Here is a 24,680-nt window from a genome sequence, read left to right on the forward strand (position 1 = left end):
GGAGGCCTCTCACTCCTCCTGAGGCGTCGGAGCAGGACTGTCCGCAGGCAGCACACGATTATTGATGATGAGCGGTGTGCCGTTCTGTAGCTTGAGCTGACCGCTCGTGACGACCTGCGCGCCTTCGTCGAGACCCCTCAGGATCGCCACCTGATCCCCGCGCGTGGGTCCCGGCGTCACGAATACCTGTTGCGCCACCGGCATTGTTTTACCGTGCGCGTTTTTTTGCTCGCGCCGTCTAATGACGAATACCGTTGCACCGTACGCATTGTGCGCGATCGCGGTTTGCGGCAAGGTCAGATAGCGCTGCTCGCTACCCACATCTATCTTCACGTTCGCGTACATGCCGGGCAACAGCTTGCGCTCGTGGTTGTCCAGGACCGCTTCGATCTGAACGTTGCGGGTTGTGCTGTCCACGCGCGGATTTATCGCGCGGACTTGGCCACCGAAGCTAAGGCTCGCAAATGTGCTTGTATTTACGGAGACGTGCTGTCCGGCCTCGAGTTGCGCCAGTTGTTCCTGGGGTAGGTGAAAGTCGACGTAAATGGGATCGACGACTTGCAGGGTAACAATTGCGTCCCCCGGGTTGATGTACTGGCCGGGATTAACGGTGGTGATCCCCACGCGTCCTGCGAAAGGTGCGCGAATGGTTTTCTTGGCGACGAGGGCAGCTTGCTGTTCGACTTGCGCCCGTCTGCTCTTCAGTTCGGCTGTGTCGGCATCCAACTGGGCTTTTGAAATGGCCTGTATGTCATACTGTGCCTTGTCGCGCGTGTAAACCGTTTGCGAAAGGTCCGCGGCAGCTTTTAGCGATGCGAGCTGTGCGCGATCAGAGTCGGCGTTGAGGCGCAGGAGAACCTGTCCGGCCTTCACCTCCTCACCGGAACTGAATTCGAGCTCGCGCACGAGGCCTGCGACTTCTGTCGTCACGTCGACGCCGCGCACCGCGCGTAGGCTGCCCGTGGCGGAAAGCTGCGGCTGCCAAGTCTGATAGCTGACCACAGCTGACGTGACCGTGGCGGCGGCCATGCCATCGCGCATCATGAACTTTTTAATCATATGCGCTTTGTAAAGATTGAAGCCGATCAGCGTGCCGAGTAGACTGCCCACGCAGATCAGCATGATGGTCATCCGTTTTCCTGTTAGTCTTTTCATCGTCATCGTAGTGTCCTTGCACGGCAAACTCACGAGGCACAAGCGTCTTTGGCGCGCTACCCGTGAAACGTATGCGGCGGCAGCAATCGTCATGAGCAGTCACTGGGAGCGGGCGCCGGCGTTTGCATGCCCAGCATGCCCCTTCTCGTCATACGCCGTGTCATTCCACCAACCGCCACCCAGTGCCTGGAATAAAGCAGCTGTATCTGCATAGCGAGCTGCTTGCGCCTGCGCGAGATTCACGACGGCCTGCTGATATTGGCGCTGTGCGTCGAGCAGCGACAGATAGCTGACTCCGCCGACTCGAAACTGTCCGCGCGCCACATCCAGTGAACTGCTAGCCGCGCGCCAGGCGTCGGTTTGGGCGGCAAGAGCAGCCGCGTCGTGATCGAGTGCGCGCAACGTGTCCGCCACATCTTCGAATGCGAGCAGCACGACTTGCCGATATCGCGCGTTGGCCTCGTCAAAGGCGGCTTCCGCCGCTCTTTTTTTTGCGGTCAATTGCCCACCATGGAATATTGGTTGCGTGAGTCCCGCGCCGATGTTCCAGATCATGTCGGCATACTTCAGCATGCCAGCCGGCGTTAAAGACTGTGGGCCGTAATTCGCGGAGAGCATGAGTTGTGGATAGAGGTTTGCCGTGGCGACACCGACCTCGGCGCTCGCCTGGTGCAGCACGGCATCAGCGGCCAAAATATCCGGCCGCTGCCGGACCAGCGAGGAAGGCAGACTGACCGGCAAGGTTTGCGGTAGTGTGAACATCGACATCGTGAATTCGGACACACCTGCTTCGCTCGGTAATCTGCCCGAAAGCACGGCAAGCTGGTGTCGAGTCCGATCGAGCGACTGCCGCAGCAGCGGTAGCGTCGCCCGTGTTTGCGCGACTAACGTCTCTTGCGAGAGCACGGCAATCCGGTCCGCACCGCCGAATTCGAATTGCTTGCGCAAAACGCCAAGCTGCGTCTCCTCGTCGGCTACGATGTTCTCGGTCGCGCTGATCTGCTCACGCAGCGACGCTTCCTTGACGGCAGTCGTCACGATGTTTGCCGACAGTGCTAGGTAGGCGCCTTGCAGCTGAAAGCGCTCAAAATCGACCTGCGCGCCCTGCGATTCGAGCTCGCGCCGAACTGCACCAAACAGATCCAGATCATACGAAACACTTACCGACGTGTTGTATAGAGTCAGTATTTTGTTGATGTTGGGCTGCCCCAACGTCGCGCCGTTCAGCTTCTCCCGTATCGCGTTGAGCTTGATATCGACAGACGGGGAGAGTGCGCTGCCTGCTTGTGCGCTCATATTCTCGGCGGCCTGGCGTAGCGCGGCACTGGCTGCTGCGATCGTTGGGCTATTTTTAAGTGCTCCGCTTATCAGCGTGTTGAGCGGCTCGCAGCGATAGAGCGTCCACCATTGAGCGGGCAGGTCGCCGCCGGCCGCAAACCGCTGCTCGAGACCCGCCTCGCCCTGCGACGAAGCCGTGCGATCAGGTAAAGGCGTTGCTGTGTAATGCTGAATCGCGGGTGGCGCTGGCGTGTGGTATTCGGGGCCGACCGTGCAGCCGGCCAGCGAGCCGAGGAGTGGAAACACTACAGCGATTACTGCGGCACGCGTGACAACCCGGCCTGTTGTGCAGTGAAAAGCTACCGCGCTGGATTGCGGATGCAAACGTGCACGACCGGAGCCGCATTGGACCTCGTCATTCATCTATCTACCTGGCTTGCGAGCGATGGGTGTTCTCAATTGTTGGATGCAGAACTCCTCCAGTTTCAACGGTGTTGCTGCGAGCGTGTATGCAATCACGAATGATGGTAACGGTCTGAACTGCGGAGCCAATTCAGGACCATATCGGCACCTTCGTCGATGGACTTGCAACATGTGTCGATGAAGACGTCCGGATCCGTCGGCGCCTCATACGGGGAGTCGATGCCGGTGAAGCGCTGGATTGCGCCGCGCCTTGCCAGCCGATACAACCCTTTAGGGTCACGGGCTTCCGCCGCGGCTAAACTCGCGTGGACATGGATTTCGGCGAAGTTACGGCGGCCCGCCGTAGAGCGGGCGAGTTCCCTATCGCGGCGGAACGGCGAGATGAGACATACCAAAACTACGATGCCGGCGTCGGCCATTAATTTTGCGACCTCTGCGACGCGCCGTACGTTCTCGTGACGGTCTGCATCGGTAAAGCCAAGGTCTTTGCATAGACCGAGCCTGACGGAGTCGCCGTCAAGAATGTAGGTGAGTCGGCCAGCTGTATGGAGACGCGCCTCCACGGTGTCAGCAATAGCCGACTTTCCCGCGGCTGATAGGCCGGTAAACCAGAGAATGGCCGGCGTTTGCCGAAGCAAGCGTGCTCTTGCCTCCGGGGGAACCCGGAAGCCGTGCGCATACAACTCTGAAGTGGAAGGCTCATTCGCCATACTTGCCTACTTAGATCGGTCCGGTCGGGGCATGAGCTAGCGCTCACTTGTTGCGGCATTGCGGTGAAGATCCAAAGTCATGCGAGTCCAAAAGAGACCGGCTCATCGACTGACGCCGAAATCTCGTCTCTGCATGTCTTGGTAAATAGAAGACCATTGCACCAAACGTGTTCGACACGTCCCCATTCACACGCCGACGCAGCATCGGGAAAAAAGCCTCGTCCCAGGTGGTTGGCGCTGGTGTTGCACAGCAAGGGAAGGCCTGTGAGCTTCTCGTATTCGATTAGCAGCTGCGCAACAGGGTGTTCGGATGACCTTGCAATGGTCTGCAACCGCGCAGAACCGTCGAGATGCACGACGGCAGGTATCTTGTCCCGCCATTCGTCGCGTGTTTGATGATCGAACAGCATGTAGGGGTCTGGAGTGCCGGGGAGAAATACAGCAGGCGCCCGGTCTTCAAGACATATAGGTGCCACAGGACGGAAATATTCCCGATGCTTGACATCGTTGAGAAGAGCCTTCATGCTCGGCGAAGTCGCAGCGGCGAGAATACTTCTCGCCCCAAGTGCTCGTGGGCCCAGCTCGGCGCGTCCGGCAAGGAAAACGACGGGTCTATTTTCGGCGAGAATATGTGCAAGTTCAGCTAAGGAACAAGGCGACGCAGACCAGCCGGGCACTCGGGTGCCCGTTTTCATTGCGGGGCCGCTATATACCGACCACTCTAACGGCATGAAGCCCTCGTTCGCGGCTATCGCGCAGCATGCGGTACCGATCGCCGAACCGCTGTCGTTCGGAAAGGGCGGAATCCAGGTAGCATCGAACAAGCCACTTGTGCGTAATGCACTGTTCCATTTGATATTGAGCCCGCATCCGCCGGATATGCACAGGTTGCGCGGCCCGGGAATACAATGCTGCCGCAGGGCCTTCTCCATTTCGCGGACGAGTAGGCGTTCAAGGAAAGTATGGAAAGAGGCGAGTACGTCTTCGGGAGGTTTAGCTTGCAGGTCCGGCACGCATGCGTGGAAGAAATCGCGTATCGCTGCGAGCGATGTACTCGGAAGGTGGAGATTCTGGCGATAGTTTCGCGCGAGTTCTGTGTCGCCTGCGAAGCGTTCCAGGTAAAGGTGACGAAATATATCAATGATGTCTTCGTCGACTGACCCCAGCGCGATGTACGCCATTAGCTTGCCAGCCACTCCCAGGTCCCACTCAGCACCCGCCGCCTTTGCGTACGGCCCGAAATGATGTCCGGCCGCTGCATACATTTGACCGATGATGGGGAACAGCTGGTCAATGAGCCGCACGTCGTCGCGTCCTACATGGTACAACCGTGGCACCATGCCGCCATCCCACACTAGGCATAACGCAGGTTGCCCTAGTTGTGCGAATGGACTCGTGCAGTATGCGGCGGCGACATGGCCGGACACGTGAGGGTAGCTCCTGTATCGATATGACTTGCCGCCGATCAGCAGCCCAGTGCCGTCGACCGAAGCCAGAAGATCGCCGTTTCTTCGTTCCGTATAGGGGGCACCCTCGAGGACGATTGGGGTGGGGCCGCTCAGCGCCTGGAACTTTGACGTCACTTCGCCGTCCCAGCCGTCTATCACAAATTCGTCGATGTCGTCTGTCTGTAGACCGTGCTCGGCTAATGCGGTTTCAATTGCATCGAGGTTCCATATAGCGTGATATCTCGGATTGTTGTCCCGCTTCTCCTGTTCGATGCAAAAAAGGAGCTTTCCATCTTCGACAACGGCGATCGCTCCGTCGTGTGTCAGCTTGAGGCCACAGATGCGCATGGTATCTTTCACCCTAGCGAGGTAAATCTGATTGATGGGAAAAATGCACTGCGTTCTGGAAGCGTGCGAGCAGGCAATCCTCGTTGGACGACTGGCCGACGCACTCGACTCGCTCAATCTCGGTGAACCGTTCGTTTAGCATCTTCAGCACCGTTTCGGCACCAGCAATATGTCCCCAGCGTCGACAATTGGCGTCACGTGCTGAACCGAATATCAACTGGCCCTCAGGCGCGAGTACGCATGCCAGATTGCGGATAGCATCTCGCACTTCGGCGATGTCGGCGAGATAGTAGAAAACCTCCGCGACTACGATCAGTTCGAACCGCTCTGCGCTAGAAAAGTGCTGGACGTCTGCAACGATCCAGTTCACGTTCGGCGGGTAATTTAAGCGCTTGCGTGTTCTCGCAAGCGCTTGCGGCATCACATCCATCACGGTGAGCCGCCCACAGTATGGCGCCAATTTCTCTGTGAACGCGCCCCCCGCACAACCAACCTCAAGGGCATGGGCAACGGGGCCTTTAGAGAGGGATAATCGAAGCATGTGCATATGACGCTCATGCTCGAACGGATTACTGTCCAGTTGCCACGGGTCGTCCGCGTCCAACTCCCGTCGCAGCAAGTCAAAATGCGTTACGGTTTTCAATTTAGTTACCCGAGAGTGTGCGTTCTAATCTCGTTGCAGGACAGATCGAGCCGCTGACCGCATGTCCGGTACAGATGCAGGCGAGTCATAGCTCAGGGCCATTGCGTTCGATTTCAGTCCCGTGCGGCCACTCACTCATAGCCCTATCAATTGGCAAAATCACCGCCAGTACATCTTCAACACGTGTTGCCGGCAAATCGAGGTGAACGTTGGGAAGCGTTGAACGGACGCGAACTCCTGGAATGATCGTTCCCATTCCATGTCGACACAACCTCGTGAAGTGGTTCTTCAAAGCATGGCGGACGGTGCCAAATGCGAATGGCACGCGAAGCTCCTGCAATACAGGATACATCGCGCGAATGGATTGGCTAATTCCGAGCCCCTCGAGGTCTGGCCGCACTCCATACAGACCCAGTTCCGCCACCAGCACATCGGTTGTGCCAACCTTGATGAAGCGGCGCAACGAACCCATGTGCGCCGCCACACCTTGCGAATCGTAGGCAATTGCGCGGAGTTCGGGCCTCGCCCCGGCCCAACTTCGACCGCCATCGAACGGCTTAGCATTGAACGGTCCGGTCGGGCCATACGTCGTCCGAAAAAACTGGGCCAATTCGAGATGATCGGAAAGCTGGAGCTCATTTTCCCAGCACAGTTTCCACTGCACCTTTGAAGACATGGAAAGATACCTTGTTCAATTGCGTCTACGCGCAACCAGTGGCGTGCGATTACCCAGGAGGTGGAAGCCTCGCGTTCGGGATGTTGCGCCAGTAGGGAACGCAAGATCGTAAAATTAGTCTTTCGATAGCAGACTTGTTTGAAGGATAGATTTGGTGCTGCTTCTATGGAAATGAACATGGGCGAACATGGATCCTGCCATTACAGGAAAGTCCACCTCTCGCTGTTTCAAAAAATCTCTCATGCTTCCCGCCACTGAAGTGACATTTCAACTCGTCGAAGTTGAGTACGGTCTGCTCCAGAGGCCGTACTTCCTGCCTTTGAAGAACTGTCCTGTGAGAGCAGGGATGCATGGAAGTCCCAAGGTACGTCTGTACCGCTTCCATGCATCCGGCGGGATCATCGAGGAGGTTTTCATAGTCTATTGAAAGCAGATTCTCTGGCGCGAAAGAGTCGACGACTTGACGATGAAAATCGTCTGCAGCTTTGAAGTAGGCTTCGCACAATTCAATGGTCAACGCGACCTGAGGAGGCGGAGCTGATCCATTGTCCGAACCGTACTTCAGCCATTCACCACTTTGTCTCGCTTGCACCAGAGATCGCAGCGATTCCAGCGTATTCCTGCGGACTACAAGCATTGCCTTCAGGCATGGCCACCGTGCCAATTCCTCAAAGAATCCTGGGCGTTCCAGAAATTGCGGCTGATTGATCTTGCAACCGATATGCGTGGCGTGTGCCTTTCCCTTTTGGACCGGATAGCGAAGATAGGCAAGCTCGAGAAGTTCCAGATTGCTGCACCTGAGCCGGTTGGTATCAGGCCAATTGGTGTCATAGGTGTTGAGCAACTCGCCATTGCTCAAGACGCTCGGATGAGCATTCAGCAGTTCTTCCAGATAGTGAGTGCCGGTTCTGGGCATCCCGAGAATCACGAATGGCTGAGTTTTCGGCATCAAGTGGGTCATGGCGTGCATTTCATTAGGTTGAAAGCGGTGGTTCGGGTGTAGCCCCAGTCTGACGCTTGTCACAAGACTGCTGCTGAGGCGCAACGCCGTCGGCATCAAGACATCAGCCGGTGGCGGACCAGTGTCGCAGACAGGAAGAACGGCAGTATTGTGTAGACACAAAGCACGCCCAGATGCAGCCCCATTCCGCCGACCGGACGTGCAAGCATCGCCGGACGGATCAATTCAACGGAGTGGGCAAGCGGCAGGAACTGTGCAAGGTCTTGAAGCGCGCCGGGCAGTTGGCCCACAGGGAAGACGACACCACTCAGGAACAACATGGGCGTAAGCACAAGCGTCTGGTAGAAAACGAAATAGTCATAACTCGGCGCGATCGCAACGAGTACCATTGCCACGCTCGCGAAAGCGAGGCCAGTCAGAAAAACGACAGGGATCACAGATACGATGCTCGAAAACGCCGCGTAACCGAGCGTCGCCGCAACTACCATCACGGCGGAGCCCGCGAGAAGGGCTTTTGTAGCGGCCCATGCCAATTCGCCAAGAATGACATCGCCAATTGTCAGTTGGGTACAGAGCACGGCTTCCCACATGCGCTGAACTTGCATGCGAGCGAAGGCAGCGTAAATCGTTTCGAAAGTCGCTGAGGTCATGGCGCTTGTCGCAACCATTCCAGCCGCCAGGAATGCAATGTAAGGAGTGCCATCGATGTGACCTATCATTATTCCGACGCCGAAGCCGAGACCGAACAAGTACATCATCGGGTCAGCCAGGTTGCCGAGAAGGGAGATAAGTGCCGCTTTTCTCCACGCCAGATAATTGCGCCGCCATACTGTGCGCCAGTTCCAGGCGTTGCCGGGTAGAGTAATCAAAAACACTTCGCGCATCATTCAATCCTTCATTTCTCGTCCGGTCAGCCGAAGAAAAACGTCCTCCAGGTTCGCGGGACGTTGCACAATACGCAGACCGTTACGCTCACGCAGTCGCGCGCATACATGTTGTGGATCGGCCGTGTAGCAGAAGAGTGCATCACCGCTAACCTCTGTACGCTGCGCAAACGGCATGAGCAGCGCTTTGAGTTCATGTGGGTTGCCGCCGTATATCTCGATAACGTGACTTCCAATCTGCTCCTGGATTAATGCATTAGGTGCACCCTCAGCAATGCTGCGTCCCCCGTCGATTACACATAGCCGATCGCACAATCGCTCTGCCTCTTCCATGAAATGGGTAGTGAGAAGAATTGTTTTGCCGCGTGCGAGTAAACAGCGCAAACGATCCCAGATGAGGTGGCGCGCATGCGGATCTAGCCCGGTTGCCGGTTCGTCCATGACAATAAGTTGCGGATCGTTGATGAGCGCGCGTGCAATGGTTAGGCGGCGCTTCATCCCGCCCGATAACTCTGTGACGCGTGCGTGAGCCCTGTCCTCAAGACGTGCGAAGTGCAGCAAGGATGGAACGACCGCCTCGATTTCGCCTTTGCTCATCCCAAAGTAGCGCCCGAAGAGTTTCAGGTTCTCGCTCACACTAAAACCTGGCTCCAAGTTGTCGAATTGCGGAACGACACCAATGCGCCTCCGCGCCAGGCGTGCCCGCGCTGGCACCGGTTCTCCGAGGACGGTAATCACGCCTGCGTCAGGCAGCGCCATACCCAGCACCATTCGCGTGGTAGTGCTTTTGCCGGCACCATTAGGCCCGAGCAGACCGAAGCACTCGCCGGGCTCTACACGGAAGGACAATCCGTCGACGGCAAGCTTACCGCCATAAGATTTCCTTACGCTGGAGAAGGTGATCGCTGCATTAGACATGGAGCCGGAAATGTATACAGACCACTGTTTAAGGAAGATTCCGTAGCGCGCGCGATGCTACGCATTACTCGCTTTTGGGAACATGGTGCTCGTCGCGGTCTTGGACGGCAGAACTGCGGGAAAGCCAGTCACTGTTGTCCAATGTACATAGAGCGTATGCCTTTACAGGAAGCAGGAGCAAAAGATTTATGAGTGTGTGCACTGAAAATCCGAGAAATCGAAGCTCGCGAGCGCGAATGGCCGCAACGGAGCAACGGACCATCGTCATTGAAGCAATAACGAAGCATGCCTGCCAAGGAGCAGTGGCTGTGAGCGCGATCTGCAGAAAGCCAGAGATCATTGAAATGGCCAGCAGCAGAGAGCCAATGTTCTGCGCTACCACATCAAGAGTTAGGTAGCGGTCAAGACGAGGCAAAAGGCGAAGGGCGAGCAGCGTGTCGCGATAGGTACTGCGCGCCCAGCGCAGTTGCTGGCGCAGGTATGGTCGCAGCCTATCCGGAACCACGGTCGCGGCGACTGCATCTCGAACGTACTCCGTCCGATAGCCCGCCGCGAGCATCAGAATTGTCAGATGGCGGTCTTCGCCGAAATCGCTGCGCTTGCCCCGGAACATTTGCGTTTCGTACTGGTCCAGCAGCAGAAGAAGCGCTGTGCGCCGGTATATTGCACACGGTCCGCAGCAGCACATCACGGCGCCAAAGCGAGCTTGCGCCGCGCGCTCCTCGTTGCACGCAAGCCAGTATTCCATATCGATTAGGCGGGTCAGCCACGTGTCGCTGCGATTGCTGGCTACCAATTGACCCATGGCTGCACCGACCGATGGGTCGCTCATTGTCAGCACGAGTTTCTTTACTGCGTCCGGCGCCAGAGTGGTGTCGGAATCTACGTTAAGTATGAGATCTGAGGTCGAAGAACGTATCGCGGCGATTTGCGCTTTACGCTTTCCCACATTCTGTGGAAGAAGCAGTACCTTGAATCGCGGATCATGCTCGTGCTCCCGATACACCACGTTCAACGCATCGCGGTTGGCGGATCCATCATCGACTACGTGAACCTTGATAGCGCCCGCGTAATCCTGGGCGCCAATCGAGTCGAGACACGCCCGCAGCGTTTCGGGGTTTTCGTTAAAGCACGGGACGATGACGTCGATGTCCGGCAAATACTCTATGTCGAATACCTTGATGCATGCAGGTGGGCCGCCGCTAGTCGGTAGAGTGTGAAGAACCTGCGCGCTTTTATAGATGGCCGAAAGTGACGCGTATAGTAGGACAGATGTCGTGTTGATTGCGGCAGGAATGTTCATCGGGTCAGTGTGCTAGGAGACGTTGGGATTCTCAGTACAGGCCTGCCGTGAGCGATGGCGCGGGAGTCAGGCGCGGTAATACCATCCAGGTTCATGCATGATTCGAGTGGCAATTATTCTCGTGCCTGTAGAGTTGACGTTTCTCCATGGGGCAGGAAAGACGCTGTTGTGGCGTACGAGAGAAATTTCCAGTAATGCACCTCATGGTAGCGAGGTCGCCCAGGACGCTTCCATCGGTATCGGCTGAAAGTCAGATCAGCCAACGCCTGCTTCTGGGTCAGTATTTCCTTAGTTCTATCCATGATCGTCCGCGCGCGGACCACGCGCATACTTGAAGCTGTTGGTGAAACGTCTCTAGGGGAGCATATCGTCCACTTGTCGACCAGCTTGGGGTCAGAGATACTCGTAAAGCGAGATTTTCCGTTGAACTTACGGAAGTGAACCGATGACGAAGCCCCTTTTCTTCAATCCTGGAATCAGGCGTGATAGTGCAATGACAGTCTGCGCGCGCGAAGCATCGCGATGATGCAAGTCGCACTCTTCGGGAGGAGCCCCGTCGTGCAGTAATACGATCGAGCCGGGCAGCACTGATGCCAATACGGAATCGACAATCGCCTCGGCGCCCGGACGGGACCAGTCTCGTGGATCTACCGACCAGTGGAGTGGCATTAGTCCCGATTTCATGGATTCGGCGATAACGTCGTTCGTCCATTTGCCATATGGCGCACGCATATATCGCACCCCTGCCGCTGGACAAGCACGCTGGATAAGCGCGTTCGCTTCTGCTATCTCGTGCCGTATCTGATCTGGCTCACATTTCGACAAATCCCGATGGGAGAGACTGTGATTCGCGACATCGTGGCCTTCGGAAACCATGCGCCGGATAAGTTCCGGATACTCCGCCGCGTAGGCACCGAGTACGCAGAAGGTTGCCGGTACCTGTTGCCGCGCCAGCAGATCTAGTACTTTCGGCGTCCATATCGGGTGCGGTCCGTCGTCAAAGGTAAGGTAAACCTTACGCTCACCGTTACGCTTACGCTCGTTTAGCACTTCCGCAATAAATTGCGGCATTTCCCAATCGCTGAGTCTTCTCATGGTCTTTCACTCATCTTTTGATGAGTCACCGTCTACCCTGGAACCGTCCCCAGTCGCAACGCGAAATGCGGCGTAGCAGATCAATATCTGGGAGTTGATGTCGAGTGTCGTTCAGTAGAACGACATGAATACTCATATTGATGACTTGCATGTCAAGCTGAATTGCCGTAACTTTGCGGTACCTCAATAAATTTGTACAATCGATTGTTTCGATATGTGTCATCCATAACGCGGATAATTAAAGATGCGCTTCAAAGGCCTCGATCTGAATCTTCTCGTCGCGTTGGACGCATTGATGGCGAAGCGTAACGTCACGCTCGCGGCACGCGACATCAATTTGAGTCAGCCTGCCATGAGCGCAGCGGTGTCGCGGTTGCGAGACTATTTTCGCGACGACCTCTTCGTGATGAGAGGCCGAGAATTCGTGCCCACATCACGAGCGATAGAGCTTGCCGGACCGGTGCGGGAGGCTCTATCGCATATCCAGCTTTCCATCATCTCGCGCGACGTTTTCCAGCCGGCCAAGTCGGATCGCCGGTTCAGGGTCTGCCTATCTGATTTCATGACGCTCGTCTATTTCCAGAAGGTCATTAAGCGCGTTGCACGCGAAGCTCCCGCGGTCAGTTTCGAATTGCTTTTCCCAGATGACGAGCCTGGGGATTTGCTGCGGCGTGGCGACGTCGATTTTTTGATTCTGCCCGATCTATTCCTGCCGGATACTCACCCGAAAGCGCCGCTCTTCGACGAGAAGCTTGTGTGTGTCGGCTGTCCTGCCAACAAGCAGTTGTCGGAGCAGCTTCCGCTCGACCGGTATATGTCCATGGGACACGTGACGGTGAGGTTCGGGCGGGCACGCAGGCCTTCGATCGAAGAGTTTTTCCTACTGGATCTCGGTCTCAAACGGCGCGAAGAGGTCGTCGTCCCGACCTTTCACCTCATTCCGTCGGTGCTAACGGGTACCCGTCGCATTGCGACGATCCCTTTGAGGCTCGCTAGGCATCTCGGGGAAGCCTCTCCTCTGCGGATCGCCGAAGTACCGCTTCCGCTATCGACTTTTACTGAGGCTATCCAATGGCCTGCGCTGCATAGCGGTGATCCTGCAAGTATCTGGATGCGCGAGCTATTGCTGGAGGAGGCGCAAAGTCTTGCGTAGCGTGATGTCATGTGTACTGCTATTCGGCGAGCCCACACTCTCTGCCAGCGTGTAGCGGAAATCGCGCAACGTCGCGCGAATTGCCCTGTCGACTTCTTCCTCCGATGCGCCGCGATAGCGGAAGCGTGCGAGGATGTTGCCCGAGCAGCTGGAACCGTTGAATAAGTGACGTCTCGCCGGGAGCACAGCTTCGTAAAGCCCCGGGATAGTGTTCGGCAATTGTGCGTCGACGAATATCTTGCCGACTGGCTCTGGCAGCATCAGGAATCCACCGCGTGTGATCGAGGTTGACGCGATTAACGCCGCCTGCGCCCGTGCGGCGTACCGCGCTTCGTCACCTGATTGGTGAGTAACCCAGAGGTCGAAGAGGTCGACGCCGTACAATTCATGGAAGAGAAAGGGAATTTCCCCGCTGCCGACACGGGCACCGACATCCAGAAAATAGAATCCGTCGCAAGCTCCGATTATCTCGAGATGAAACGGTCCATTGCTCAAGGCGAGCGCTTTCAGGCATGCCGCCGCGAATTCAAGCACCGCATCATTGAGCGGCCCCGGGTCGAGCATCACCGAGCCTAGGGGTTTTCCTTGTGCAAACTGAAGACGGTTGTTGATGTAGCGGGACGCGCGCGCAATTACCCATGTGTCGTCTCGCACGAAACCGTCAACGTGATAGACGGGTCCTTCGATGTACTCCTCGCACTCGTACTCAACCAGCGGTAGTGTCGGCCACAACATATCCAATCGCGCACGGGTGTCGATGCGCGGTACGTCTAGGCCTGCCGCGCCGGTACGTGGCTTTACCATGATCGGAAAGCGCATCACAGGGGACGAATTTGCTTTCGCAAAGGCCACATCTTCCAACGCTGCAACGCGTGGCACACGCAGGCCCGCGGCAGCAACGGTATGCTTCATAGCGGTCTTGTCACGAAAGCGGACGACGGTATCTGGCAGATCGCCAGGGATATTGAACGAATTGCGCAGTCGCGCGGCCTTCAGAAGGTCGAATTCGGACAATGCGATCAGCCTGTCGATGCCGCCGAGCGCCGATTGACAGGAGCTCATGGCCTTATGCAGCGCATCTTCATCAAGGATGTCTGCTAGCTCTTCGACATGCGCGGTTTGAGAGGCGTCGAGCGCAGCCGCGCCGTTCGGCGTGCAGATGTAAGCGACGTTATTCGTCGCGTGATCGATGTAGCGATGGTAAGCTGCAAAGCCGTCGGACCATCGGTTAAGCACGACTATGCGGCTACGCGGGGCGTGTTTGTTGGTTGTCATGAAGGGCAAACCGTTCAGATATCGTTACAGGCGCGGCCGGATCCGAGCGCTCTCAGCGCTTCAGCAAGGCGCAAATCAAGGTCGACCGATCAGGCGCGATGAACAACACATGGCCGACACGGCCGCTCGTCGCGGGACTGAGCCGCCGATTGAGAATGGACCACCACCTCCTGGAAAACTGGTATGGCGCGAACGCGTTCGACGGCGGCCGCGTCGCCTACCGGTGCGAAGAACCGCACGCCGCTGACACACAGGGCAGGTCTTGCATCGACGTCGGGGGCTGGATCAGGATCGCCGAGGTGGCTGCGTATCGCTAATTCCGGCAGAGAGATTGACCTGCTGAGTTCGATGAGCCGATAGGTGCGATCACCTCCGAGGCAGGCCGCGATCTTGATCAGCACCGGACCGTCGCGTGTTATGCGCACTTTGGCGTGGAAAACACCGAGGGTCAGTCCAATCTGCGCCGCGGTGTGCTCGACGTAATTGACGAGCGCGGCTCCTTGGTCCGCGCTCAAAGAGGCTTCGACAAAGTGGCCCAATTTTGCGAAATTCTGCTCTGCGCCCAAAAGATTTTCGGTTACTGCGACGACGCGGGGTCCGTGCTGGCTGCTGACGTAGCCTTCGATGCAGTACTCTGGGCCCTTCAGATACTGTTCAAGGAGCAACACGTTGCCGGCCTTGTGGCCGATATCGACAACGCCGTGATGCATGGCACACTCGACCGCAAGTTGCAACTGGGAAAGAGAATTGACGTACCTCACATGCATGCCGCCGCGGACAGGCTTGAGGACGGCTGGAAAACCTACGTGTAAAGCGGCTGTTATGACGTCGCGACGATGTGCGATGAGGGCGAACTCAGGAACCGCCAGTCCGGCGGCGGCGAGATGCATGCGGCTGCGATATTTATCACGCGTGAGTGCTGCCGCTTCCGGCTGCAAATGGGGAAGACCAAGGAGCGCCGCTGATTCAGCTGCTACGCCGGTTGCGTATTCGCAACCGGGTACGATCGCATCGACGCCGATGGCGCATGCGGCGGCCGCCACGGCGTTCGGCGAGGCAGTGTCCACCATCGTGTACGACACCGCGGCGGCCTGCAGTTCGCGTGACAGGGGGGGCTCATCGCTTTTGGCCGAAAATACGTGGGTGGCCACGCCAAGGCGCACGGCTGAGGCGACCAGTGCGGTCCCGGACGAGCGCGGCTCTATCACGATGATGGCGGTCATTTGATCGCTGCCTGTTCAGTGCCGGTTTCCGGCCGGGGTAGGGTCGCCACACGCAACTCTTCGAAATACTCGTGAATCATTCCGACAAAGTTGTTCAAATAGATTTCTGCTTTCTCCATTCCGCCCCAGCCACCGATCGCGAGCTTCAGAGCGATCCATGTGGAGTCTTCCAAGCTGCGCGATTCGGCGTACTCAATGTGGCTGAGTGTACCCTTTACGTGATCGTGCCCGAATGCGCGCGCGGCTGATTCCGCGATGACCTTGTTGTAGCGGCCCGAATACCATGCCTGCAACCAGTTCAAGAGCATCGTAGGGAGCGGGCCATCGCGGACAATGCTGAGGTAGAGATATCCGATTAGCTTGTCTGTGCTATTGAATGGTCTAATGCTGTCCACGCTTGCTGCGGTCAGGCCGAACCTCTCGAGGTCATGCAGAAGAAGGCATTCTTGCCCATACTCTTGTGCGAGGTGTTGCGCCAGCATCTGCGCGAGCGAGTTGTCCTGGCAGCCTATCTTGTAAAGCGCGAATGCGCCTACCTCGTTGTTGAGCCGGATGCGCAACACGGTTTCGACGAGATGGCGCCGATAGTACTCACTGTCGATCCAGTCGCCGCAGTGGAACGCAGCGGTTTCCGGCGAAATTGCGAGTGCCTGGTCCATGGCATGCTTGGCAAGCTCCTCGAAGCGAACCCGATCGTTGGGTGTATTCATGTGATCTCCAGATAGGATGAGAAGGAGCGAACGCGGCGCGCTGCGTAGCGGGTCAGCGGCGAATAAACCGGAGACACGAACTGCTCGTGGCACGAAGCAATGGTGGCTCGCTAGCTTTGCGAAAGTCCCCACGCTTGGCCTCGAAGCAGCGCACCGGACGCCGTGCAACGAGAGGGCGTTGAAGGCCGACCGCTCTCGGGTGGCCCCAAATTGGGTCGCTCTTTGCAGAGCGGTCTGCTTTGGCAAACGCCATCGCATCGAAATGATTGCTGTCAACCGACAACTGACCCAATCGTTTCCTTAAACACAGCGAATGCTTTTTGTAACAGGTATCTAGGCTCCATTCCCATTCGTTTTTTGCTCACCCATGCTCTCGACTTGGGCGACGGAAGGATACTAACTGCAGCGGTATGCGTGGTATAAGCTGATAATGTTTATGTTTGCATGAGGGAAATTGATGATTCGCGATCTCGACAGCACACTACTGCGTACGTTCGTGACGGTAGTGGAAGCCGGCAGTGTGAGCAATGCTGCCATGGAGCTGCATCGTACACAGGCTGCCGTCAGCATGGCCCTCCGGCGGCTCGAAGACGAAGTCGGCCAGCGCCTCCTTGAGCGTTCACCGCGCGGCGTGAAGCCGACCTCTGCGGGCAATGTTCTGTTGCCGTATGCACACAAGCTGCTCGAAATTGGCCTTGCGGCGCGTTCCGCTCTTACTTCGGGTGAAGTTGCGGGTACCGTGAAAATTGGACTTCCCGAGGACATCGCGATGAGTCACCTCCGCCATGCACTGCGGCAATTTTCGACATTGTTTCCTGATGTAGCCCTGGAGATCGTCGTTGATGCGAGTCCGGCCTTATCGCAGCGGCTCATGAGCAACACACTCGATTTCGCGATTGGTGATCCAGCCCAGATCCCCGCGGAACCGCTCGTCACCTGGCGACATCCCCTTCGCTGGGCGGCTGCGCGCACGCGCAATGATGATCTCGGAGACGGTCCGCTGTCGATTGTTGCATTCGGCGGTGCATGCAGGTGGCAGGAGAGCTATTTTGCCACGTTGCTTGAAGCAGGTATCGCTTGGCGCGTGGCCTGCAAAAGCACGAGCCTCTCTGCGGTTCAGTCAGCCGTTGAAGCTGGGCTCGGCGTTGCGCTACTTCTGGATTGGCAGGTGCGCCGCGATACGATGCGTGCGATCGATCCCAGCGCAGTAGGGTTGCCGCTGCCGCCGGTGGCGGAATTCGGTCTCTTTAGTCCTGGGCGATTAGAAGACCGCTCGTCTGCGGCCAACGCACTTCAGCGTTTTCTCTTCCGTTCGCTGCAATTGAGTACTCTTGGAGACGGTGTACACGACGGAGCGTCATCAGGCTTGCCACTGCGTGCTTCAAACTAATGAGCCTCTGAGGTAAAACGCGTCGAAGGGCCGAACTTCGGCGCGCCAAATGGAGGTTCAGACGATAACGTCCTGTCTTTTGAATCCAGCATCAACGCTACGTGAAGCGCATTCTCTAATTCACGCGCAGTTATGCTATTTCCGCACAAATCAAGTGCGACTCATGCATTTAAACATAGACTGCCGCACAAATCTAAATTTGTCGTAAAACCAACGCTTTCTTTCGGTAGTATCCCATCTGCGCACAAAGATACCTCGTGTTTTTGTCGTATTTCTGACACCGCGACTCCGATTGTCGCGTCTCTGTCTGTTTTGTCGGCTTTCGTGCCCGTTGCGATAAGAATTCACCGTGGCTTGCGCAAATGTAGCGCCGCCATTCATTGTGTTGGGACCCGGGTCCCGCGGCGCTAACGTGCAATTTCCGGAGTTCAGATCTATGTCGCAGCTCGATGTCAATGAGAGTCATCTCAATTTTGATGTGGTCTACAAAGTAGTAAAGACGTTGACCTCGTCACGAGATACCGAAAGGACGTTGGAGAGATCTTTGCATTACCTCTCATATGCGTGTGGATGGCGCTCCGCGTTTATTGCGGTCACTGAGCCAGACGGCCATCTGGGCGGCCTGTGTGGCACGGGGTTGTCAGCGGGCTGGCGTGAACGTCTGCGTTTCTTGCCCAATGACGGGGTATTGGGGCGAATACACACAAACGACTCAGCCGTCGTGGTGGCGAGACTGCGTGATGAACCACTCTTCGTGGACAGCATCGATATCTTCGACGGATTGGAAGGTGAGCATGTGGCACTGCTCGGGGCGCCGATCAGGTATGAAGGGCGGCCGCTCGGCGTACTTGTTGCGTTCTGCGAGAACACGGACGGACAGCGCGCCTTTGCGAGCGACCTCCAACTCATGAAGGTCGTCGCGGCGCCGATGGGCCAGGCACTTCTGCTTGATCGTGCGTCGGGACAGATGGACCAAACCGCGCGACAGGAGATGAGACGAGCGGTCAACGCAGACCAGACTTCGTCTCGTATCGACAATGTGCTCGGAGAATCTGCCGCCATGCAACGCGTCTTTTCGCAAGTTCATCAAGTAGCGCCAGCGCGGACGACGGTGCTTTTGCGCGGCGAGAGCGGAACTGGAAAGGAGCTGATCGCGCGCGCGATTTATGGGTTATCGCCCCGCAAGGGCCGGCCGTTCATATCGGTGAACTGTGCGGCGCTCACTGAAACACTGCTAGAAAGCGAATTATTCGGCCATGAGAAGGGAGCGTTTACCGGTGCGCAATATCAACGCAAAGGGCGTTTTGAACTGGCGCACGGTGGGACACTTTTCCTCGACGAGATCGGCGACATCTCGCCTTCGTTCCAAGCCAAATTGTTGCGAGTTTTGCAGGAACGAGAGTTCGAGCGGGTGGGTGGCACCACCCCGGTAAGAGTCGACGTGAGGCTGATCGTTGCCACGAACCGCAACCTCGAACAAATGGTGAAGGCGGGGGAATTTCGTGCGGATCTCTACTACCGCATCAACGTCGTTAGTATCCTTTTGCCGCCGTTGCGCGAACGCCGTGAGGACATTCCGGCAATGGCGCAGCACTTTTTGGATCGCTTTAACCGCGACAATCGTCGATCTTTGCATTTCAATGAACAAGCGTTTCGGGTTCTTTCCAGCTGCTACTGGCCTGGCAATGTGCGCGAGCTGGAAAATTGCGTTGAGCGTACCGCGACCATGGCGGATCACGACACGATAGATCGATTTTCCTTTCTGTGTGAGAGAGGCCGGTGCCTCACCAAAGAGCTACATTACATCGAACGAGAAGACGCTGTGCGTGCTGCCCGCACGTTGGACGCTACAAACAGTGAAGTGCCGAATGCCCTGGCGAGCGTAAGTGCCGGTGATTGGAATGGGCGTAGCTTCGATACGCCAAGCGGTAGCGACATGCCGGGCAGCGAGCGGGAACAGCTTGTGTGGGCAATGGAGCGCTGTGGATGGGTGCAAGCGAAGGCCGCACGACTCCTACATATCACGCCGCGGCAGATCGGCTACGCACTGCGTAAGCACGGGATCAAGCTGCGCCGCTTCTGAAGGCAGCGGCGGTTGCGCGGATGCATTTGGAGAGACTGGGCGAGAAGGCTACCGGCAGGCTCTCGCGTGTCGCAACATTGTAGTGATTGGTTCAACTCCTTCAACGCAGGTAACAAGGACGACAAATCCGGCTTCGGCATAGCGTCACTATGACTGTTAGCTTGGGCTACGATGGTGGTACGCAATTTGCCTGTAGTCGTGGACTTCTATTGTCAGGACTCTACGATGTGGCTAAAGACGAGCGCTGTCGAGATCTTCAACGAACCGGGTTGCGCAAAGAACCTCGCGAAGAGCGAAAAGGAGCGCAAGCAAGGCTGTTCGAAGCAGGTTTCGCCGGGGGCGGCCGCTGGCGGATGCGCATTCGACGGCGCGCGGATCGCATTGCAGCCCGTGGTCGACGTTGCACACTTGGTGCACGGGCCTATTGCATGTGAAGGAAACTCTTGGGACAACCGCCATTCGGCATCGTCTGGGCCGACTCTCTACCGCACCGCGTTCACAACCGATATCAATGAACTCGATGTAATTTACGGCGGTGAGAGGCGGCTTTTCAGGAGTCTGCGTGAAATTTTCGAAAAGTACGATCCGCCTGCCGTGTTCGTCTATCAGACGTGCGTGACCGCATTGATCGGCGATGATATAGACGCCGTATGCAGGCACGCGTCGGCAAAGTTCGGTAAGCCCATCATACCGGTGAATGCGCCCGGCTTCGCAGGATCCAAAAACTTCGGCAACAAGCTCGCAGGGGAGACGATCCTCGATTACGTCATCGGCACGCGCGAGCCGGCGTACAAGACACCATTCGATATTAATCTTATCGGTGAATATAACCTCTCGGGCGAGTTGTGGCAGATAAAGCCGTTGTTCGAGGCGCTCGGCATCCGGCTCCTGTCCTGCATCTCGGGAGACGGCCGCTACAGCGAGATCGCGAGCGCACACCGCGCGAAGGTCAACCTGGTGGTGTGCTCCAAGTCCATGCTCAACGTTGCGACAAAAATGCAGAAGCGCTACGGTATTCCATACCTCGAGGGTTCATTCTACGGAATTGGCGACACGAGCGACACGCTGCGCGGGGTCGCGAGGCTACTGGTGGAGCAGGGTGCGCCGGACGATCTTATCGTGCGCACCGAGCACCTTGTCAAGGCAGAAGAGGCGCGCGTATGGGGGCGCGTTGCCCCGTACAGGCAGCGGCTCGATGGCAAACGTGTGCTGCTCATCACGGGCGGCGTGAAGTCATGGTCAGTGGTCGCGGCGCTGCAGGAGGCCGGGCTCGAGATCGTCGGCACTAGTGTGAAGAAAAGTACGGATGGGGATAAGGAAAGAATCAAGGAGATCATGGGCAATGACACGCGCATGGTCGACAATTTGACGGCGCGCGAGATGTACAACATGCTCCGGGATGCGAAGGCGGACATCATGCTGTCTGGCGGGCGCTCGCAGTTTGTCGCGCTTAAGGCGCGCATGCCCTGGCTCGACGTGAATCAGGAGCGACACCATCCGTACGCTGGCTACGAGGGCATTGTTAAATTGGTGCAGGAGATCGACCGCGCAATCCAGAACCCAGTCTGGCAGCAGGTGCGTATTCCTGCGCCGTGGGACGACGAAGAGGTAGTGCATCGCGAGGGGATTCTTAAGTCTTCCACGCACATCAATCCGATTCCGCGGGGCGCAGACGGTGAGGCATACGATTGGAACCTCCGCGCGGCGGTATCGAGTTGAGTTTCGGAGTGGAGCACATATCATGGCGATAGTCGTCGAGTCAGAAAAAGCCTGTACCGTTAATCCCCTAAGAATGAGTCAACCGCTCGGCGCGACGTATGCAGCCATGGGGCTTGATGCATGCATGCCGGTAATGCACGGCTCGCAGGGCTGTACGTCGTTCGCGCTCGTACTACTGGTGCGCCATTTCAAAGAAGCCATTCCGCTGCAAACAACGGCGATGAGCGAGGTCACCACGATTCTCGGCGGATACGAGAACGTAGAGACAGCGCTGCTGAACATTCGCAAGCGCGCGGCGCCTAAGATCATTGTGCTCTGCACGACTGGCCTGACTGAGACGAACGGCGAAGATGTGGAGGGGCACCTTGCGATGGTGCGAAAACGCAAGCGCGAACTGGACGATACTGAACTCATCCTCGTATCGACACCGGACTATATTGGTGCCTTTGAGGACGGCTACAGGCGCGCGGTGACCGCGATCGTCGAGACACTGGTGAAGCCGTTGCCGACGATACCTCAGCAGATCAATCTGGTGCCGGGCAGTCATCTATCGCCTGGTGACATCGACGAGCTTCGGGAGATTATTTGCGCATTCGGGCTGGAGCCGATTGTGCTTCCAGATGTTTCCGGCTCCCTCGACGGCCACCTTGATTCTGCGTGGCGTGGGACGACGCTGGGCGGAACGACGATTGATCAGATCCGTGCGGCGGGGGCGTCGTCATTCACAATTGGCGTTGGTGAGCAAACGCGCGACGCCGCCGAGACGCTCGAAGCAATTGCCGGCGTGCCGTTCGAGATCCTCGAGCGGCTAACGGGGCTGGAGCCGAACGACCGGTTCTTGCAACGTCTTGCACAACTTTCGGGGCGTGCAGTCCCGGCCCGGTATCGCCGGCAGCGCAGCCAACTACTGGATGCGATGCTCGACAGCCATTTTTACACGGGTGGTCTAAAAGTGGCGATTGGTGCGGAGCCGGACATGCTGCTTTCGATCGGTTCGCTGCTCCGTGAAATGGGTGCGGAACTATCTGTTTGCATCAGTACCACTGCTTCGGCATCGCATGCGCTGTTGCCGGCAAGCGAAGTCATATTGGGGGACTTGGAGGACATGGAACGAGGCGCGAGTAACTGCGACCTGCTGATCACGCATTCGCACGGCAGGCAGATGGCCGGTCGCCTCGGAAAGCCGCTGATGCGCGCGGGCTTTCCGGTGTTTGACCGCGTCGGCAACGCCCATCGTTGCCAGATAGGTTATCGCGGCACAATGAATCTTATTTTCGAGATTGCCAATCTTATGTTCGAGAGGATCTCGCAACCTCATCCCGGCGACTGGAAACTGCCGCAATCATCGGGCGGCCTTGATGTTTCGGTTCAGGGTTAGGTTTAAGAGAAGGGTGTTACATGCCGTAACTTGAACTTGATGAGGAGACCAGCGCATGAAGATCGCCTTTGCGACACAGGACAAAGTGCACGTCGACGCTCATTTTGGCTGGGCGAAAGGCATTGCGGTATACGACGTGACGACGGAAGGACATTCACTTTTACAGATTTTTGATTTCGGCGACAAGCTGATGCAGGACGGTGATGATGAGAAACTTGCGCCGAAGCTCGAAGTGATCCGCGACTGCGCGATCTTGTATGTCGCGGCCATAGGCGGTACGGCGGCTGCGCGCGTAGTAGCGCTTAAGGTCCATCCAGTGAAGGTGCCGCAGCCATTGCCGATCGAAGAGATTCTAATCAAGCTGAGCAGGGTTCTGAAAGGCACGCCGCCTCCGTGGTTGCGCAAGAAGCTCACCAGGGAACGTGGCACATCGTACGATTTTGCGGGGGATGACGAGTTGCCCCTGGCTAAAACCGATCTCCCTAGTATGACGGTTCTTGTTGCCAGTGACGCCTGTAGTGCGTCGTCCGATAAGGAGGACATGATGTGCAACGACTCGCGGGAACTTAAGACGCGCCTGAAAAAACTCAACGCGTTGGCCACGCAGGCCAAGATGGATCTGCATGATCTGTCAGAAGATCTACCAACGGGTTGGGAGCAGATAATGGTAGTCGCGCAACGCTGTCACGACGCGCATGCGGCGTTGATGCAGGCACGTCAGACCGCAGTTTCGGCTTCCGATTAAACTCCGGACCTTCAAATGAGCCATCCTTTTAGTGTGATACTCCCAAGCGGAGAGGCTTGGATACCTCACTTTGTTGATTCACTCGACGAACAAAAGTGCATCGGTTGCGGGCGATGCTTCCGGGTTTGTTCTCGCGGCGTACTTCAACTGTTAGGCATCGATGAAGCTGGCGATCATGTTCCACTGGATGATGACGATGAAGAGGAGGACGAGCATGAAAAGAAGGTCATGACAATTGCGCATCGAGGTCTCTGCGTTGGCTGCACGGCATGTGCGAAGATATGCCCGAAAGGGTGCTACACACATGCTGCGGCCCAAGTGTGAGCAAGCGAGAATTCCTATGGATTACTACGCGGTGTTAATGCGCCATGCGGAAAGCCCGGACGACTTGACGGTGCTTGCGGTCGCCGGTGTGCTCGCGGCGGCGCTCGACGAAGGCGGTACGGAAAGATTGCCTATCCCCGGACTGGATGCAGCGGAGACACACTGGATGCTTGCTCGCTGGTTCCCTGATGCCGAGAGTTCTCTGGGTCTTTACTTTGGCGCGTCGGCTGCAGATTCACAGCTAGGACCGTCTTATGACGACATCGATCTTGTAATGTTGTTAAAGACACACGCCAATCCGGGGGCAGGCACAACGACCGAGATCAATTGCATTTCTCACGCGCTGGTCTACGCTTGCGCAGGCAAAAAACATCTGTGGCAGGAGTTGCGCCTTTCTTCGCGCGGCGAATTGTCGGCGCTTCTCGAGTACTGGTTTCCGGCGCTTGCTGAAAAGAACGTTCACGGCATGAGGTGGAAGAAGTTTCTCTACAAGGAACTTTGCGGGACCGAGGCGTTGAACGTCTGCCGGGCCTCAAGCTGCGGGGAATGTGCGGAATATTCCAGTTGCTTTGGGCCGGAATGAATGTGCGGATCAGTGGCGACTCCGATTGACGTAGGTATATTTGATTCGTTTCCCTGTCGGTTGCAGGAAGAATCGCGTAATGTATGTGATTTGGTGGGCAGTACGGAGAGTGATATGAAACGAAGACCATTAGGGATATTAACGTTGACCGACGGGGGCAGTTATGAAGAAGCTAAAGAGGGTGCTGTGTGGTGCTCTGATGGTCGCTGCGCTGGTCGGGGCGGCGGTGTTGGCTGCTGCTTCGGATAAGGAATG

At 56.9% G+C, this 24,680-nt stretch carries 22 protein-coding genes and 1 pseudogene; 9 read left to right on the forward strand and 14 right to left on the reverse strand.

The window, feature by feature from the left end; genetic code table 11:
* Positions 1 to 9 precede the first annotated feature (9 nt).
* The 11 genes from AB4Y44_RS27230 to nodB all read right to left on the reverse strand — a co-directional run bounded on the left by AB4Y44_RS27230 (position 10) and on the right by nodB (position 11,842).
* Positions 10 to 1,161: an efflux RND transporter periplasmic adaptor subunit gene (locus tag AB4Y44_RS27230; protein ID WP_069268323.1), complete on the reverse strand. Its 1,152-nt coding sequence runs from the start codon at positions 1,159 to 1,161 to the stop codon at positions 10 to 12.
* Between the two features lie 93 nt (positions 1,162 to 1,254).
* Complete coding sequence (locus tag AB4Y44_RS27235) at positions 1,255 to 2,856, reverse strand: efflux transporter outer membrane subunit (RefSeq protein ID WP_368619619.1); 1,602 nt, start codon at positions 2,854 to 2,856, stop codon at positions 1,255 to 1,257.
* A gap of 92 nt (positions 2,857 to 2,948) precedes the next feature.
* Positions 2,949 to 3,566 carry an adenylyl-sulfate kinase gene (gene cysC / locus AB4Y44_RS27240; RefSeq protein WP_368619618.1) on the reverse strand — a complete coding sequence of 206 codons (618 nt, stop codon included), beginning with the start codon at positions 3,564 to 3,566 and terminating at the stop codon, positions 2,949 to 2,951.
* 77 nt (positions 3,567 to 3,643) lie between these two features.
* The gene (gene nodU / locus AB4Y44_RS27245) at positions 3,644 to 5,374 is read right to left on the reverse strand and encodes a nodulation protein NodU (protein WP_305120852.1); all 1,731 of its coding nucleotides are present in this window, start codon (positions 5,372 to 5,374) and stop codon (positions 3,644 to 3,646) included.
* A gap of 1 nt (position 5,375) precedes the next feature.
* A complete protein-coding gene (gene nodS / locus AB4Y44_RS27250; protein WP_069268326.1) occupies positions 5,376 to 6,005 on the reverse strand; it encodes a nodulation methyltransferase NodS in 630 nt (209 codons plus the stop codon).
* Positions 6,006 to 6,090: 85 nt separating this feature from the next.
* The gene (locus tag AB4Y44_RS27255) at positions 6,091 to 6,681 is read right to left on the reverse strand and encodes a NodA family N-acyltransferase (protein WP_342922752.1); all 591 of its coding nucleotides are present in this window, start codon (positions 6,679 to 6,681) and stop codon (positions 6,091 to 6,093) included.
* 163 nt (positions 6,682 to 6,844) lie between these two features.
* Positions 6,845 to 7,642, reverse strand: coding sequence for a sulfotransferase (locus AB4Y44_RS27260; RefSeq protein WP_083245588.1), 798 nt, complete (start codon positions 7,640 to 7,642; stop codon positions 6,845 to 6,847).
* A 95-nt stretch (positions 7,643 to 7,737) separates the two neighbouring features.
* On the reverse strand, positions 7,738 to 8,529 hold the full coding sequence (locus AB4Y44_RS27265; protein WP_305120853.1) for an ABC transporter permease: 792 nt from the start codon (positions 8,527 to 8,529) through the stop codon (positions 7,738 to 7,740).
* Positions 8,530 to 9,444, reverse strand: coding sequence for a nodulation factor ABC transporter ATP-binding protein NodI (nodI, locus tag AB4Y44_RS27270; protein WP_368619617.1), 915 nt, complete (start codon positions 9,442 to 9,444; stop codon positions 8,530 to 8,532). It lies immediately after the preceding gene.
* A 64-nt stretch (positions 9,445 to 9,508) separates the two neighbouring features.
* The gene (gene nodC / locus AB4Y44_RS27275) at positions 9,509 to 10,747 is read right to left on the reverse strand and encodes a chitooligosaccharide synthase NodC (RefSeq protein ID WP_083245589.1); all 1,239 of its coding nucleotides are present in this window, start codon (positions 10,745 to 10,747) and stop codon (positions 9,509 to 9,511) included.
* A 429-nt stretch (positions 10,748 to 11,176) separates the two neighbouring features.
* Positions 11,177 to 11,842 carry a chitooligosaccharide deacetylase NodB gene (gene nodB, locus AB4Y44_RS27280; RefSeq protein ID WP_083245590.1) on the reverse strand — a complete coding sequence of 222 codons (666 nt, stop codon included), beginning with the start codon at positions 11,840 to 11,842 and terminating at the stop codon, positions 11,177 to 11,179.
* A 244-nt stretch (positions 11,843 to 12,086) separates the two neighbouring features.
* Here nodB and AB4Y44_RS27285 point away from each other — a divergent pair, with 244 nt between their 5' ends.
* Complete coding sequence (locus tag AB4Y44_RS27285) at positions 12,087 to 12,995, forward strand: LysR family transcriptional regulator (RefSeq protein WP_069268331.1); 909 nt, start codon at positions 12,087 to 12,089, stop codon at positions 12,993 to 12,995.
* Here AB4Y44_RS27285 and AB4Y44_RS27290 read toward each other — a convergent pair.
* From AB4Y44_RS27290 to AB4Y44_RS27300, 3 genes are all read right to left on the reverse strand, one after another.
* On the reverse strand, positions 12,963 to 14,270 hold the full coding sequence (locus AB4Y44_RS27290) for an acetyl-CoA carboxylase biotin carboxylase subunit family protein (protein WP_069268332.1): 1,308 nt from the start codon (positions 14,268 to 14,270) through the stop codon (positions 12,963 to 12,965). The two genes, AB4Y44_RS27285 and AB4Y44_RS27290, sit on opposite strands and share 33 nt — an antisense overlap.
* Positions 14,271 to 14,359: 89 nt before the next feature.
* Positions 14,360 to 15,493, reverse strand: a complete 1,134-nt coding sequence (locus tag AB4Y44_RS27295) for an acetyl-CoA carboxylase biotin carboxylase subunit family protein (RefSeq protein WP_256095001.1) — start codon at positions 15,491 to 15,493, stop codon at positions 14,360 to 14,362.
* Positions 15,490 to 16,203: a hypothetical protein gene (locus AB4Y44_RS27300; RefSeq protein WP_342950207.1), complete on the reverse strand. Its 714-nt coding sequence runs from the start codon at positions 16,201 to 16,203 to the stop codon at positions 15,490 to 15,492. The genes AB4Y44_RS27295 and AB4Y44_RS27300 overlap by 4 nt, the downstream gene beginning before the upstream one ends.
* Positions 16,204 to 16,660: 457 nt before the next feature.
* Between AB4Y44_RS27300 and AB4Y44_RS27305 the strand changes: the two genes are divergently transcribed.
* The 8 genes and pseudogenes from AB4Y44_RS27305 to AB4Y44_RS27340 all read left to right on the forward strand — a co-directional run bounded on the left by AB4Y44_RS27305 (position 16,661) and on the right by AB4Y44_RS27340 (position 24,425).
* Positions 16,661 to 17,593, forward strand: a complete 933-nt coding sequence (locus AB4Y44_RS27305) for a LysR family transcriptional regulator (protein ID WP_069268336.1) — start codon at positions 16,661 to 16,663, stop codon at positions 17,591 to 17,593.
* 436 nt (positions 17,594 to 18,029) lie between these two features.
* Positions 18,030 to 19,676, forward strand: coding sequence for a nif-specific transcriptional activator NifA (gene nifA, locus AB4Y44_RS27310; RefSeq protein WP_368619615.1), 1,647 nt, complete (start codon positions 18,030 to 18,032; stop codon positions 19,674 to 19,676).
* Between the two features lie 225 nt (positions 19,677 to 19,901).
* Positions 19,902 to 21,395 carry a nitrogenase iron-molybdenum cofactor biosynthesis protein NifE gene (nifE, locus tag AB4Y44_RS27315; RefSeq protein WP_069268338.1) on the forward strand — a complete coding sequence of 498 codons (1,494 nt, stop codon included), beginning with the start codon at positions 19,902 to 19,904 and terminating at the stop codon, positions 21,393 to 21,395.
* A gap of 22 nt (positions 21,396 to 21,417) precedes the next feature.
* Positions 21,418 to 22,773 (forward strand): nitrogenase iron-molybdenum cofactor biosynthesis protein NifN, encoded by a 1,356-nt coding sequence (gene nifN / locus AB4Y44_RS27320; RefSeq protein WP_069268339.1) that lies wholly within the window; start codon positions 21,418 to 21,420, stop codon positions 22,771 to 22,773.
* A 55-nt stretch (positions 22,774 to 22,828) separates the two neighbouring features.
* Positions 22,829 to 23,233 (forward strand): annotated as a pseudogene (gene nifX / locus AB4Y44_RS27325) (nitrogen fixation protein NifX); the annotation flags it as partial.
* Positions 23,234 to 23,317: 84 nt separating this feature from the next.
* Entirely contained in the window at positions 23,318 to 23,518 is a 201-nt protein-coding gene (locus tag AB4Y44_RS27330; protein WP_069268349.1) for a CCE_0567 family metalloprotein, read from the forward strand.
* A gap of 15 nt (positions 23,519 to 23,533) precedes the next feature.
* Positions 23,534 to 23,842 (forward strand): ferredoxin III, nif-specific, encoded by a 309-nt coding sequence (fdxB, locus tag AB4Y44_RS27335; protein WP_083245591.1) that lies wholly within the window; start codon positions 23,534 to 23,536, stop codon positions 23,840 to 23,842.
* A gap of 16 nt (positions 23,843 to 23,858) precedes the next feature.
* Positions 23,859 to 24,425, forward strand: coding sequence for a nitrogen fixation protein NifQ (locus AB4Y44_RS27340; RefSeq protein ID WP_069268350.1), 567 nt, complete (start codon positions 23,859 to 23,861; stop codon positions 24,423 to 24,425).
* Positions 24,426 to 24,680 lie beyond the last annotated feature (255 nt).

The organism is Paraburkholderia sp. BR10937, from assembly GCF_040965695.1.
GTDB lineage: Bacteria > Pseudomonadota > Gammaproteobacteria > Burkholderiales > Burkholderiaceae > Paraburkholderia.